The organism is Acinetobacter sp. 18QD2AZ41W (assembly GCF_009829025.1).
GTDB classification, from domain to species: Bacteria; Pseudomonadota; Gammaproteobacteria; order Pseudomonadales; family Moraxellaceae; genus Acinetobacter; species Acinetobacter pseudolwoffii.
On the sequence record NZ_WURP01000001.1, the window covers coordinates 101,447 to 116,959 of the forward strand.

9 protein-coding genes are annotated in these 15,513 nt (G+C 45.2%); 7 read left to right on the forward strand and 2 right to left on the reverse strand.

All coding sequences use genetic code 11. The features are described from left to right. The first annotated feature begins 467 nt into the window (after positions 1-467). The 5 genes from nirB (at position 468) to GVV58_RS00505 (ending at position 10,413) form a co-directional block, all read left to right on the forward strand. Positions 468-3,014, forward strand: a complete 2,547-nt coding sequence (gene nirB / locus GVV58_RS00485) for a nitrite reductase large subunit NirB (RefSeq protein ID WP_159515757.1) — start codon at positions 468-470, stop codon at positions 3,012-3,014. A 24-nt stretch (positions 3,015-3,038) separates the two neighbouring features. Beyond that, the gene (gene nirD, locus GVV58_RS00490; protein ID WP_159515758.1) at positions 3,039-4,649 is read left to right on the forward strand and encodes a nitrite reductase small subunit NirD; all 1,611 of its coding nucleotides are present in this window, start codon (positions 3,039-3,041) and stop codon (positions 4,647-4,649) included. Between the two features lie 305 nt (positions 4,650-4,954). Next, positions 4,955-5,764: a formate/nitrite transporter family protein gene (locus tag GVV58_RS00495; RefSeq protein ID WP_005170868.1), complete on the forward strand. Its 810-nt coding sequence runs from the start codon at positions 4,955-4,957 to the stop codon at positions 5,762-5,764. A gap of 65 nt (positions 5,765-5,829) precedes the next feature. Beyond that, positions 5,830-7,560 (forward strand): bifunctional protein-serine/threonine kinase/phosphatase, encoded by a 1,731-nt coding sequence (locus GVV58_RS00500; RefSeq protein WP_159515759.1) that lies wholly within the window; start codon positions 5,830-5,832, stop codon positions 7,558-7,560. Between the two features lie 693 nt (positions 7,561-8,253). After that, positions 8,254-10,413, forward strand: coding sequence for a TonB-dependent receptor (locus GVV58_RS00505; RefSeq protein WP_159515760.1), 2,160 nt, complete (start codon positions 8,254-8,256; stop codon positions 10,411-10,413). Positions 10,414-10,488: 75 nt separating this feature from the next. Here the strand turns inward: GVV58_RS00505 and GVV58_RS00510 are convergent, their stop codons facing one another. Continuing rightward, on the reverse strand, positions 10,489-11,097 hold the full coding sequence (locus GVV58_RS00510) for a MarC family protein (RefSeq protein ID WP_100328614.1): 609 nt from the start codon (positions 11,095-11,097) through the stop codon (positions 10,489-10,491). 30 nt (positions 11,098-11,127) lie between these two features. Continuing rightward, on the reverse strand, positions 11,128-13,164 hold the full coding sequence (locus GVV58_RS00515; protein WP_005170883.1) for a choline transporter: 2,037 nt from the start codon (positions 13,162-13,164) through the stop codon (positions 11,128-11,130). A 260-nt stretch (positions 13,165-13,424) separates the two neighbouring features. Here GVV58_RS00515 and betI point away from each other — a divergent pair, with 260 nt between their 5' ends. Beyond that, positions 13,425-14,012 (forward strand): transcriptional regulator BetI, encoded by a 588-nt coding sequence (betI, locus tag GVV58_RS00520; protein ID WP_074382768.1) that lies wholly within the window; start codon positions 13,425-13,427, stop codon positions 14,010-14,012. Positions 14,013-14,026: 14 nt separating this feature from the next. Next, complete coding sequence (gene betB, locus GVV58_RS00525) at positions 14,027-15,502, forward strand: betaine-aldehyde dehydrogenase (protein ID WP_159515761.1); 1,476 nt, start codon at positions 14,027-14,029, stop codon at positions 15,500-15,502. Positions 15,503-15,513: the final 11 nt, after the last annotated feature.

Genomic DNA, 15,513 nt, shown 5'->3' on the forward strand with positions numbered 1-15,513 from the left:
GGAATATTCAAGTACGAATAATGCAAAAAACATGCCATGATATTGGTGCATCAAAGAGTTATTTTGAGTTCAATTTGGTGCAGGAGTTTGGCATCCATCATCAAAATAAAGCATTTCCTGCAATTTTCTGGCTGATATCAGTCATTGTGTTGCTAAAAAAGTTGGCATGCTTCCTGCATTTATCAAATTGTCAAAGATGACTTTCAATACGAATAACGGCCAACGATGCCCGTTCTGATCGTAGTTGCACTTTAAAAGGGTGCAACTGATATTTCGTTCAGCACAGGATAAATGACATGGTCAGTTGTTCAGCAATACAAACCGTACGGGCATTTCAACCTTTGATCCAGCATTTCAAACAGCTGGGCACGGTATTTACCACCCATTCAAACAGTCGACATATCAACCACTAGATCTGATATGTGGCTTTTTATCGTCTTTAAAAAAACAATAGTCGGAGCGCAGATATGAAAATTCTCATGATTGGGCATGGCATGGTGGGGCATAAATTCATCGAATCTGTACTGGAACAGGCCGGTGATGACATTGAGCTGACCATTTTGGCAGAAGAGCCACATTTGGCTTATGACCGGGTACATTTGACCGAATATTTCAGCGGCAAGTCGGTCAAGGATCTGAGTCTATGCCGTAGTGATTTCGCCGATGCCTATGGCATTGATTTACGACTGAATACCAAAGCAGTTGAAATGGATCAGCTGAATAAAACGGTAACGACTAATCACGGTGATGTGCTGAGTTTTGACAAGTTGATTTTTGCCACCGGCTCTTATGCCTTTATACCGCCAATCCCGGGCAACGACCGTCAGAACTGTTTTGTTTATCGCACCATTGAAGACCTGGATGCCATTCGTGCGGCCAGCCTGAATGCAAAAACAGGTGTGGTGATTGGCGGTGGTTTACTTGGACTGGAAGCAGCGAAGGCGCTGCGCGACCTGAATCTGGAAACCCATGTGGTGGAATTTGCGCCACGTTTGATGGCGGTACAGATTGATGATCTGGGTGGTCGTGTGCTGCGTTCCAAAATCGAAGATCTGGGCGTAAAAGTCCATACCCAGAAAGCGACTTCAAATATTGAGGATGGCGAGACTGCACAGCATGTAATGAAGTTCGGAGATGGCTCAGTCCTTGAAACCGATATCATCCTGTTCTCAGCAGGGATTCGTCCACGTGATGAACTGGCACGCCAGAGCGGTCTGCTCATCGGTGAGCGTGGCGGCATCATCATTAATGATTATTGCCAGACCTCACATCCGGACATTTATGCCATTGGTGAATGTGCACTTTGGGACAATAAAATTTATGGTCTGGTTGCACCGGGCTATGACATGGCGCGGATCGCGGCAAAACATGTACTGGACCAAGAGAGCCATGCATTCGCTGGTGCGGATATGAGTACCAAACTCAAACTCATGGGCGTGGATGTGGCTTCTATTGGTGATGCACATGCCATGACACCGGGTGCATTAAGCTATTTCTATGCCGATGAAGCTGCACAGATTTACAAGAAAATTGTGGTATCAGCAGATAAGAGCAAATTACTCGGTGCGGTGCTGGTAGGCTGTGCCAAAGAATATAACGATTTGCTACAAATGATGCTGAATGGTCTGGCCGTACCAGAACAACCGGAAAGCCTGATTATGCCGGGCTTTGATCAGGCCACTTCTAAATCAGGCGGTAGTGGCGTTGATCTGTTACCTGACAGTGCAACCATCTGTTCTTGTAATAACGTTTCTAAAGCAGATATCTGTTCTGCGATTGAAGGTGGTGCAACTTCATTGGGTGCGCTGAAAAAATGCACGCAGGCTGCAACGGCGTGCGGTGGCTGTGCGCCACTGGTGACGCAGGTTCTCAAATCCGAATTACAGCGTCAGGGTGTCACGGTGAACAATCACCTGTGCGAACATTTTGCCTATTCGCGTCAGGAACTGTATCACCTGGTACGCGTGCATGAAATCAAGACTTTCTCTGACCTGATTCAGCAACATGGTCATGGGATGGGCTGTGATATCTGCAAACCGACTGTGGCCAATATTCTGGCATCCTGCTGGAATGATTTTGTTCTGAAACCAAGTCATGCCGGTTTGCAGGACAGCAATGACTATTATCTGGGCAATATCCAGAAAGATGGTTCCTATTCGATTGTGCCACGTGTGGCAGGCGGCGAGATCACCCCGGATGGCCTGATTAGCATCGGTCAGATTGCCAAAGATTATGGCTTATATACGAAAATCACGGGTGGTCAGCGTGTCGACATGTTTGGTGCGCAGGTACATCAATTACCGGAAATCTGGGAAAAACTGATCAATGCCGGTTTTGAATCGGGTCATGCTTACGGTAAGTCTTTACGTACGGTGAAATCTTGTGTGGGCAGTACCTGGTGCCGTTTTGGCGTCGATGATTCTGTCGGCTTGGCGATTTTTCTGGAAAACCGTTACAAGGGCCTGCGTTCACCGCATAAAACCAAAATGGCCGTATCCGGCTGTACCCGTGAATGTGCCGAAGCACAGAGCAAGGATGTCGGTGTCATTGCCACGGAAAAAGGCTGGAATTTATATGTCTGCGGCAATGGCGGTATGAAGCCGCGCCATGCAGAACTGCTGGCTTCAGATCTGGATACTTCCACACTCATCAAATATATCGACCGCTTCTTTATGTTCTATATCCAGACGGCGGATCGTCTACAGCGCACCAGTGTATGGCGTGACAATATGGAAGGTGGGCTGGATTATCTGAAAGATGTCATTGTGCACGATTCGCTTGGCATTGCGGCTGAACTGGAAAGCCGTATGCAGCATGTGATTGGCACTTATCAGGATGAATGGCGCACCGCGATTGAAGATCCAGAAGTACGCAAACGCTTTAAAACCTTTATCAACGCCAAAGCAGCCGAGCAGAATGACCCGCATATTCAGTTTGCACCTGTACGTGGTCAGATCCGGCCAAAGACTGACGCTGAACGTGATCTCAACCGTATTCCAGTGGTTGAAGCCTAAACACCACAGTCAGGGAGAATGAAAATGACAATTTTAAAAGATATGAACGAACTGAACTGGTACGAAGTCTGTCATCTGGATGAGATCACCCCGAATACTGGTGTTGCAGCTTTGATTGAAGATCAACAGATTGCAATTTTTCGCGTGGGTCAGGAACAGCGGGTGTATGCGCTCAGCAATCAGGATCCGTTTAGTCTGGCCAATGTCATGGCACGTGGCATTCTGGGCGATCTGCAAGGTGAGCGTGTAGTCGCATCCCCAATTTACAAGCAGCATTTCAGTCTGGTGACCGGCCGTTGTCTGGAAGAGCAAGATCAGAAATTACTGGTATTTCCAACCCGAATTGAAAATGGCACAGTCTTTATCAGCCCAACTGCACAAAAGACCTATATTTCCAGTAATGGTCAAAACACAGAGCGTTTAAAACTGGTATTGGTCGGGAATGGGCTGGCGGGTATGCGCTGTCTGGAAGACTTGCTGGATATGGCGCCAGATCGTTATGACATTACCGTGATTGGGGAAGAGCCATGGGGCAATTACAACCGCATCATGTTGTCACCGGTATTATCTGGTGAGAAAAGTTTTGCCGAAATTATGTTGCATTCAGTCGACTGGTATACTGAAAAAGGTATCCGTTTTATTGGCGGAGATGCAGCACTCTCTATCGACCGCTCACGCAAACAGGTGCATACCGGAAAAGGCGAAATGGTTGCTTATGATCGTCTGATCCTCGCCACTGGTTCCAAACCCTTTATACCGCCAATTCCAGGTGCTGAACTTGAAGGCGTGATGAGCTTCCGGGATATTCAGGATGTTAACCGCATGTTGGATTACTGCAAAACCAAGCAAAATGCCGTCGTCATTGGCGGTGGTCTGTTAGGACTGGAAGCCGCATATGGCTTGAAACAGCGAGGGATGAATGTAACGGTGCTACATCTGATAGACCGTATTATGGATCGTCAGCTGGACATGAAAGCCAGTCAAATGCTGAAGAAATCAATTGAAGAAAAAGGTATTAGGATTATCACCGAAGCCAATACCGAAGAACTACTCGGTAGTGATGGCCACGTGACTCAACTGTGCTTAAAAGACGGGACAATGCTGGATACTGATTTGGTGGTATTCGCCGTCGGGATTCGACCAAATAAAAGTCTGGCCGAACAGTCTGGCCTGCGCTGTAACCACGGTGTGCTGGTGAATGACACCATGCAAACCTATGATCCGAGTATCTATGCAGTGGGTGAATGTATTGAGCATCGTGGTCAGACCTTTGGACTGGTTGAGCCATTATGGGGACAGGCCTTTATCTGTGCGACTCATCTGGCTGAACATGGCCGACTGACCTTTAAGGCACCGACTGTTCCGACCCAACTGAAGGTCAGCGGATGTGACGTATTCTCGGCAGGTAATTTTGAACCGACTAATGATTTCGAAGATATCGTGCTGAATGATGAGAAGCGTCAGATTTATAAACGGATCATCATTCAACAGGACAAAGTCATCGGTGCGGTGTTGTTTGGCGATACTGAAGATGGGGCATGGTATGCCGAACTGATTGCAGATCAGACACCAATTAGTAATATCCGCAGCAAACTGCTTTTTGGTCGGGATTTTGCATTAAGGAAAGTAGGCTAATCGGATAAATCTCTCCAGCCATTCTTTAGCAAAGGAGGGTTGGGGAGGATTAAATTTTAGGCTTGCTCATTCAGAAATTATATTGCTGGATAAGCCTTCAATTGTAGGTTGGTGCAACAAAGCCAATTACATTTAAAAATATGGCACGTTATTTGCTGATCTATTTAGTAAATATGGCAACGGCGCCATGACACGATTGATCTGCTTAAATAATGCAAGGCAAAGACGCCTAGGGTTGAAATAGACCTTAGGCGTCTTTTTATTTAATAACAGGCAAGAAATTTTTATATAAAGGGGATAAAACTATGGCTTATCTTGCTCCTGCAGAGTTTGCAAAAAAAGTAGTCGATGCTGGTGAAGCAAAACTGCATATGGCCACACGTGATGTTGTAATTCGTGCATTTATGGCCGGTGCGATTCTGGCGCTGGCAGCAGTATTTGCGGTGACTATTGCCGTACAGACAGGGGTGCCGCTGATCGGTGCACTGTTATTTCCAGTCGGGTTTTGCATGTTATATCTATTGGGCTATGACCTGCTGACCGGGGTATTTGTATTGACTCCTTTGGCTTGGCTAGACAAACGTCCAGGGGTGACATGGGCGCGTATTTTAAAAAACTGGGGTCTGGTGTTTTTAGGCAATTTTATTGGATGTTTAACCGTTGCAATCTTGATGGCTGCGGTCTATACCATGGGTTTCGCAGCTGAACCAAACGAAGTCGGCGTGAAAATTGCTCATATTGGTGAAGACCGGACTTTGGGTTATGCCGAATATGGCTTTGCTGGCTGGATGACCATCTTTATACGCGGCATGCTGTGTAACTGGATGGTGTCACTTGGTGTGATTGGCGCCATGATGTCAACAACTGTAAGTGGAAAATTCATTGCCATGTGGATGCCGATCATGCTGTTCTTTGCCATGGGATTTGAGCATTCTGTCGTGAATATGTTCCTGTTCCCATTTGCCATGATGATGGGCGGTGATTTCTCGATTACAGACTATTTCTTGTGGAATGAATTACCGGTAGTGCTGGGTAACCTGGTCGGTGGTTTAGCTTTAACTGGTCTGGCGCTGTATACCACGCATGTCCGTACAGGTGATAAAAAAGAATTTTAATTTGAGCATGATATTTATGTCTTGAAATTGAAGGGATCGATTCGATCCCTTTTCGAGTGTCTACAATGAATAAAAAATTAAAAATCAGTATCGGACAATATTCTTCCGCCGGAATCAAAGCACAAAATCAGGATTTTTATGGCATTTATATTCCTGAAGGCCATGCGCTGAGCAGCAAAGGTATTGCCTGTGCCATTGCAGACGGGATTAGCAGCAGCAATGTCAGCCATATTGCGGCAGAAACGGCGGTCAGTAGTTTTTTATCCGATTATTATTCAACTTCGGATGCATGGAGTACCCAAACTTCAGCTGCTCGGGTGATTCGTGCCACCAACTCTTGGCTGTATGCGCAAACCCAACAGAGTCAGGGACGTTTTGATAAAGATCATGGTTATGTCTGCACCTTGAGTGCACTGATTTTGAAACAAAACAGGGCACATATTTTTCATGCAGGTGATGGCCGTGTTTATCGCATTCAAGCCCAAAGCATTGAACAGCTGACCATTGATCATCGGGTTCGTTTATCTTCAACCGAGCATTATTTAAGTCGTGCTTTAGGTGTAGATCATCGGATTGAAGTCGATTATCAACAACTTGAATTATGTGAAGATGATTTGTTTCTCTTGATGACCGATGGTGTCTATGAATTTATCAATATACAGCAGATCTCGGATATGCTGCAGCAAAAACAAAATCTGGATACTATTGCCCAATCTATCGTCGAACTGGCCTTAAAGCGCGGCAGCGATGACAATCTCACCATTCAAATCATCCGAATTGATGCATTAGCTCAAGAGAAAAGCTTTCAGATTCAGGAAAATATTTTATTTCCACAGCAACTCAGTCATGGTGATTTGTTTGAAGGTTATCGCATTCATAAAATCCTGCACCAAAATCATCGCAGTAGCCTTTATTTGGCGCAGGATGCAGCCACACAAGCTCAGCTGGTCATTAAAACCTTGTCTGTCGATTTGCAGGATGACCTGAAAGCAGTGGAACAATTCCAGCTGGAAGACTGGGTATCCAAGCGTTTAAAACATGAAAACCTGATGCACTACTATCCGCATACAGGCAGTAAAAAGTTTTTATTTCAAAGTTATGAATACTTGCAAGGGGAAAGCTTAAACCGATGGCTACATCGTCAAAAAACTGCTTTAAGTTTAAAACAACTGATTCCGATTATTGAACAGGTGGCCAAAGCACTGAATGCCATGCATCGACTTGAAATGCTGCATCAGGATGTACGGCCAGAAAATGTCATGCTGCTTGAACCGATTGATGCTTTGAAAGTAAAACTGATTGATTATGGATCGACGGCAGTTAGAGGGCTGGTCGAACTGAATCCTAAACATGCAGATGTGCCTTTGGGAACGTTGGCATTTATGGCACCAGAGTATTTTATAGGGCGCTCACCCTCGGTAAAATCAGATCAGTTTTCACTGGCAGTGATGAGCTATTATTTATTGACCCGGCAATTGCCTTATGGGACAGAGCTGGCGCGCTGCAAGACCGAAAAAAAATTAAAAAAGGTACGCTATCATTCACTGTCTGAATATCGTCCGGATTTGCCCAAGGGTTTGGATGCGATTTTTAAAAAAGCACTGTCAATTCGTCCAGAGCAACGTTATGAGGCACTTTCAGCATTTATCTATGACTTGAAACAGCCTGATCTTGAATTAAAAAAATCTGTTTCACGTCCTGTGATTGAGCGTCATCCCCTGACATTCTGGAAATGCTGCACCGCGATTCTGTTTATCTTATTGCTCTTGGTATTTTCCTTATATTTTATGAAATAAAGCTCTTTAACAGGATTTGAATTATATTTTTTGGATTGTTAGCAACAAGTTCGGAAATGTTTGGCATATTATTCAGTCCAAATATCTGCTTATTCTATGTGCAGGTTTTAATGAAACAGTTGCTGTTTGCATCACTTTATGTTCACGCTGTTTTCACCCTTTTTCTGCTCAATGAGTGAATAATTTTTGAATATGAGTCAGGTTGAGTCTGATCCAAAATTTATCCTTTAGCCCAGATCCAAGATCCAGTGCTCAGTAATTTTCTCAAAATATATAAACGACTGTGGGCTCGATCTCGATCCAAGATGATGCTATGAGCTAATTCAAATCGATATGCTACTCAATTTCAGTGAGCTTTGAATATGAAGTAACTGGTTTAGTCCACTATAAATTTAACGCAGTATTACATTATGCCAACTGGAAATACATGTGTGCAGAATTAAATAGCATATTATTTAATATCAAATACTTAATTATTAAGTTCTTGGAACTTGTGAGGATGTGGTGGCTATCTTGCAAGTTGTATAATAAAAAAAGACCAAAATTACATCAAAAAATATACGCTGATTAGTCAGTTTTTTGGCAGAAAATAATGCCTTGATTCGGTATTGTTCATTTATGCTACAGCATAATTTTTAAAACCAGAATCCCTCTAGGATTAGGATCATGTATACAGGATTGTATAAACCCGATATGAGCACGATAACAATTCCGCTGAACAAAAAACCGCTAAGCTTGATGATCCTTTCAGTTCTTTCAAGTGCTGTCTATGCTGAAACATCTCGCAGTCAGCATCCTGTGCAACAACTCAACACCATCGTGGTCAGTGCTGAACAGACAGATCCACAGCAGCAATACCAGACCGAGCTTGCGCAAACCTCAGGTGGAACCAATTTTATTTCAGCCCAGCAGCTTGAACATCAACATATTGCAAATAATGCCGATGTATTTCGTCTGCAACCCGGTATCTATGCTCAATCCCCGGGCAATGAAGGCGCCAAAGTGTCTATCCGTGGCTCGGGTATTAACCGGACCTCAGGTGCGCATGCCTCTGGTACCTTTGTGCTGATTGATGACATTCCATTTACCGGGCCGGGCGGCACCGCTTATGAATTACTAGAGCCTTGGTGGATTGATCATGTTGGCGTCTATCGCGGTGCAAACGGTTTTAAACAGGGGGCGCTGGCGCTAGGCGGAGCGATTAACTATAAAAGCAAGACTGGTGCCGAGCAGAATGGTTCTGAACTGAAGTATGAGGCAGGCAGTCATGGTTATCAAAAATATCAGTTCAGTACCGGCCGTAAACTGGATCAGCTGGATTATTATCTGGCGCTAACAGGTAACCAGTTTGACGGAATTCAGGATCATGCCAAAGGTGATGGCAAAGGCCTGGCTTTTAATCTCGGCTACCAGATTAGCCCGGACATTGAAACCCGTTTTTATGCCCGTTACCGCGAAAGCAAACATCTGACACCGGGGCGTATTAGGCAAGAACAATTAAAAAACAATCCTGAAGTAGCTGATCCTAATTTTGTAGGAATTGATGCCAAACGTATCCAGCCGGGCAGTACCTGGCTCGCCAACACCACCACCTGGAATTTACAGGATGATGCAAAATTGACTGCTAGTCTGGCATATCATCATTATCCGTTAGACTTACGTGAAAGTCGCTATCGTACCAATGTCGATTATGAAGATATTACTGCACGTATTCAGTATGAAAAGCCCTATCAATTGTTGGGTCTGGAACATCAGGGGCGTATTGCCTTACGCAGTACCACCCATCGTCCAAACAGTGGTGTAACGGAAACTTTAAGATTTAATACAGAAATTGGTAATCAAACATATCCGGCAGATACGGTCACGCGCCGTTATACCTATCGTGGTTCAGACAATGTATTGCAATTTGATCAGCAGACGGCGCTCAATGACCAGCTCTCCCTAGATCTGGGTCTTGCAGCAGTCTATGCCCATCGTGAAAGTGAAGTGACTTATCCAGTTGCCAGTCCTAAGATCAATCAGTATGAGTGGGATTTTGCCCCACGTCTCGGGATGACTTATCAGCCGAATGAGTCTGTGCAGTGGTTTGCCAATTTAAGCCGCAGCATCGAACCGGCTCATCCTTGGGCGATGGCATGGTCATCTCCCTATTATTTTGATGAAGGAATTGCCTCAGGTCGGGTACGTGCTCCGATTCAATTAAAAACCCAGACTGCAAATACATTGGAATTGGGTGGACGTGGCCAATCAGGCTTTGGCGATTGGGCGCTTAGCTATTATTATTCTAAAGTTAAAAATGAACTTTTAACGTCTGAAATGATTAAGGATTATGGAGAGGGTTCAAGCAAAAATGAAAGAATCAGTGTAGAAGCAAATGCCACACCAACCATTCATCAAGGCGTCGAACTCAGTTTGGATATACCATTGCATGAATTTAAACACGGCGAGTTACGCTTGCAACAGGCCTATACACTGAGTGATTTCCAATACAAAAATGATCCGCTGTTTGGCGAAAACCAGTTGCCCGGGATTCCAAAACATTTGTATCAGGCACAGCTCAGTTATGCCCTGCATAATGGTTTTTATATCGGCGTGAATACCGAATATGCGTCCAAAATGCCGCATGATTATGCCAATAGCCGCTTTAGTGATGATTACCAGATTTGGGGCATTGACCTCGGTTATGCACCAGAACACCAATCATGGAAAACCTGGATCAATTTCAAGAATATCACCGATGAAAAATATGCTGCTGTGGTCATCCCGGGCCTAAATGATCAAGGGAAGGATGTGGCGCGATCTTCACCAGGAGAGGGATTCTCGACCTATGCTGGTGTGTCTTTCAAGTTTTAAACTTGAAACTGTTACAAGCGTAAAAAAAAGAGCGGAGATTAGCCCGCTCTTTTTTATATATGATTAATTCAACCATTAACTTTGGATAATTCCATTGACGCCCGTGACGATCATGTCTATCGCAATGGTACCGATCAGCAGCGCAGCAACACGCCCGACAATATCCACATATAAATCTATGTAGTTGGAATATTTATGCTGCAAATGATCATGCAGATATTTCATCAGAATCAGCAGGCTACAGGTCAAAAACAGGGTAAGAAAAATCACCAGCATGGTTTGCCATAAGCTAAGCTGAATTCCAGTAATCACCGCCGCTGAAATGGTGCCCGGCCCAATCATAAACGGCATGGCAATGGTGCCTGCCAGATGATGAGGTGCGCCGCGCATCACGCCAATGGTATCGGCACCTTCAAAGACATAGCGATAACCAATCACCAGAAAAATGATTCCGCCAAAAATCTGGAAGGATTCAAAACGGACATGCAGTACTTCCTGAAAAAAGGCTTCACCGGTCTTGGCAAAAATAATAAAGACGATAAAGCTGATCAGGCTGCCCTGAATCAATGCCATGTTAAAGACTTTGGCTTCGGAATTACGGATAATTCCGAGCATATAAATACTCATCAAAAATGGATTGAGTAAAGAGAAGAACAGGGCAAAGGCATGTAAGCTTTCTGACATTATCGATTCCTTCTAGGGCCTTGGACGGTATTAATTTTCACGGTCTGGAAACAGCGGGCGTGTACCCGGACTGATACGGTTAATATGCAGATACATCATATGACGTTCATATTTATCCAGAATGTCGTTAATGACCTGTTCCTTGCTATAACCGACCAGATCATTGCCTTGCGAACCTTCAAACAGATAGCTTTCCAGACGATAGTAATAACGTTTGGCACGTTTCCCGCGCGAACTGAAGTTTGGGGTGTCATAACGCACCGGCCAGATTTCATAAACAAAATTTTCTTCTTCATCGAGCTGAATAATCAGATCCAGATGATAGAGTTCCGGTTCATCCTCTACCGGTTTTTCCTGTACATCAACATGCACACCTTTAGTGATGAGTTCGGCTGCAACAGCCTCGATAGCCGGTTTGCACACCTCATTTAGCATGCTTCGGGTCTGGGACAGGCTTGGATGTAACATCACCCGACTCAGCCGTTTTTTCCAGTTAAAGATGTCCACGTTTCCGACCACAGGTGCCGCATTCATACTGGTACTGGCCTGACGGAAATCTTCCAGACGCAGGGATTTATACAGGCCCGCCATGACAAAGAAAATCACAAAGCTAAAAGGCAGTCCCATAATAATGGTGGTGTTTTGCAAGGCTGTAACACCGTTGGCCATCAGCATCGCCAAAGTCAGCAAGCCAATCGCAATGGCCCAGAAAATACTCAGCCAGCGCGGTGAATCATGCTCGATATTGGTAAATTTAGTGGTGAAATTCCCCAGTACCAAAGCGCCAGAATCCGCAGAAGTGACATAGAACAACAAACCGGTAATGGTCGCGATCCCTGCGATAAAGCTAAAGCCAGGATATTGCGCCAGCAAGTCATAGAAACCATGTGCCGGATTTTCCAGGACTGTGGTCGCCAGTTGAGTATTGCCATCAAACATGACGCTATGGAGTGCACTATTACCAAAAATAGATAACCAGGTCAGGGTAAATAATAGGGGAATAATCAAGGTGCCGGCGACAAACTCACGGATGGTTCGTCCACGTGAAATACGCGCCAGAAACAGCCCGACAAAAGGAGACCAGGCAATCCACCAGGCCCAGAAGAACAAAGTCCAGCTATTCATCCATTCTTTAGGTTGCTCAAATGGAAAACTGGTTAAGGACAGCTTTGGAAACTGACTGATATAGTCACCAAAGTTCTGAATCAGGGCGGCCAGCAAGAATTCGGTATTGCCCATCATTAAAATAAACAGTAACAGGCCAATCGAGACATAAATATTAATTTCTGAAAGGACGCGGATGCCTTTATTGACACCGGATGCAACAGAAATAATGGTAATAATCACCGCGACTGCGATTAATCCGGTCTGTACCCACAGGTTTTCCGGTAAATCAAACAGCACATGCAGGCCGTAATTGAGCTGGACCACACCAATACCGCAGGTGGTCGCAATACCGAAAATCGTGCCGAGTACTGCCGCAGTATCGACCGTATGCCCAATCGGACCATGAATCTTTTTACCAAAAATCGGATAGAGTGCTGAACGGATGGTCAGTGGCAGGTTATAACGATAACTGAAATAGCCCAGGGCCACACCTATCAGTGCATACATGCTCCAGCCAGTTAAACCATAGTGGAACAGGGTCCAGACCATGGACTGGCGAGCCGCCTCGAAAGTCTGGCCTTCACCGACGGGTGGATTCATATAATGCGAGAGAGGTTCCGCCACCGAGAAGAACATCAGGTCAATCCCGATTCCGGCAGAAAACAACATGGCTGACCAGCTTAATAAACTAAATTCAGGCTTGGAATGTTTAGGCCCTAATTTAATTTCCCCATAACGTGAACAGGCAATAAAAATAATAAACACCAGATACAAAGTGGCAGCCAGCAGGTAATACCAGCTAAATGTACGACTGACCCAGTTCAGAATATTGGTGATGACCAGATTGGCCTGTTGATTGAATAAAATCGTGACGAGAGAAAAAAGCAGAATAAGTGTTGCTGAAACATAAAACACCACTTTATTCAGACTATCCTGCACTTGTTCAGTTTTCTTTTGCATAAATCTGTGACCGTAGTTTTATTGTCATGTGATTTACAGCGCAGTTCGATTTGACACAGGGTTCGACACTTAAAGAGTCAAAGTCGAATCAATTACAAACATTTGCAAATCCAAAACAAACTGCGCTGTACATCTGAGGTTGCTAGGCACTATAATTTTTATTAATTGATCGTTCAATTAAAAAAACGTTTTTTAATGTTACCTCATTCTGCTATTGCAGCATGAGTCCGATTTATAGATTCGTTATTCAGGTTAGTCTTATGCCAAAAGTTGGTATGCAACCGATCCGCCGTCAACAGCTTATTGACGCGACCCTAGCTGCTGTAAATGAACTAGGTTTTGCAGAAACCTCAATCAGCCAGATTGCACAACGTGCCGGTGTTTCGACCGGCATCATAAGCCATTATTTTGGCGGGAAAAATGGCCTCATTGAAGCAACAATGCGTTATTTATTGCAGCAGTTAGGTAAAACCGTGGCAGAGATGCAGACCCAGGTGAATGCCACACCTGAGCAACGTTTGCTTGCCATTGTACGGGGTAATTTTGCTGCACCTCAAACCAATAAGGCCGCTATGAAAGTCTGGCTGGCATTTTGGGCGAGCAGCTTGCATCAACCGGACTTGCATCGGTTGCAACAGGTTAACCATTACCGCTTACACTCCAATCTCAAGCACGAATTTATGAAAGTGCTGTCCAAATCAGAAGCAGAAAAAGCGGCACAAGGGCTAGCTGCACTGATCGACGGATTCTGGTTACGCGGCGCACTGATCAGTGGCGAGATTGATCCAGAAATGCCGATCGAACTGTGTAGCCAGTTTATCCAGCAGCAATTGAAATCACACAAATAGGCGAGGGAATTACAGTGACTACCTATCATTTACAGCGTCCTTATATTCACGGCCAATATGTCGATGCAACATCGCATCGCAGCTTTGAAAGCATCAACCCTGCAACTGGTGAGATCCTGGCGGAAATCCAGATCTGCAGCAAAGAAGACATTGATCGTGCCGTCGAATCTGCACAAAAAGGGCAGAAGGTCTGGGCTGCAATGACGGCGATCGAGCGCTCCCGGATTTTAAATAAAGCAGTCGCTATTTTACGCGAACGTAGTGATGAACTGGCGCGTATTGAAAGTCTCGACAGCGGTAAAGCCTGGAGTGAAACCTCTACGGTAGATATTGCGACTGGTGCAGATGTCCTCGAATATTATGCCGGCATCTTGCCAGCCCTCGAAGGACAGCAGATTCCACTGCGAAAGACTTCATTTATTTATACCCGTCGTGAGCCTTTGGGTGTTGTGGCCGGCATCGGGGCCTGGAATTATCCAATCCAGATTGCATTATGGAAATCTGCACCAGCACTGGCGGCAGGCAATGCCATGATTTTTAAGGCCAGTGAAACCACGCCTTTGACCGCACTGAAACTGGCTGAAATCTATACCGAAGCCGGTGTGCCGCACGGGGTATTTAATGTCGTGACTGGCAGTGGCGAGATTGGCGCTTATTTAACTGCACATCGGGATATTGCTAAAGTCTCGTTTACCGGTGGTGTTGCCACGGGTAAAAAAGTCATGGCGCAAGCCGCAGATTCCAGCCTGAAAGAAGTCACCATGGAACTCGGTGGGAAATCTCCCCTGATTATCTGTGAAGATGCCGATCTTGATCTTGCCGCTGACATTGCCATGATGGCCAATTTTTACAGCTCAGGTCAGGTCTGTACCAACGGCACCCGGGTATTCATTCCCTATACCTTAAAAGCGGCTTTTGAAGAAAAAATCTTGCAGCGTATTCCTCATATCCGTATAGGCGATCCGCTCGATCCGGAAACCAATTTTGGGCCAGTCTCTAGTTTTGCGCATATGCAGAAAGTACTGAAATTTATCGAGCAGGGCAAAATCGAAGGGGCACGATTACTTTGTGGTGGTGGCCGTGCCACACAAGGTGATTTGGCCAAAGGTGCCTACGTCTTGCCCACGGTATTTAGTGACTGCCGGGATGATATGAGTATCGTCCAGCATGAGATCTTTGGGCCTGTCATGAGCATTTTAAGCTATGACTCTGAAGAGGAAGTCATTCGCCGTGCCAATGCGACCGAGTACGGACTGGCTGCGGGTGTTGTCACGCCTGACCTTGCCCGTGCGCATCGTATCATTCATCAGATTGAAGCCGGAATTTGCTGGATAAATACCTGGGGCGAATCTCCAGCAGAAATGCCAGTCGGTGGTTATAAACACTCAGGAGTTGGACGTGAAAATGGTATTGTGACTTTGCAGCAATATACCCAGACCAAATCGGTTCAGGTGGAATTGAGCCCATTCCAGTCCGTGTTTAGCGCATAAGGAGGTCTCCG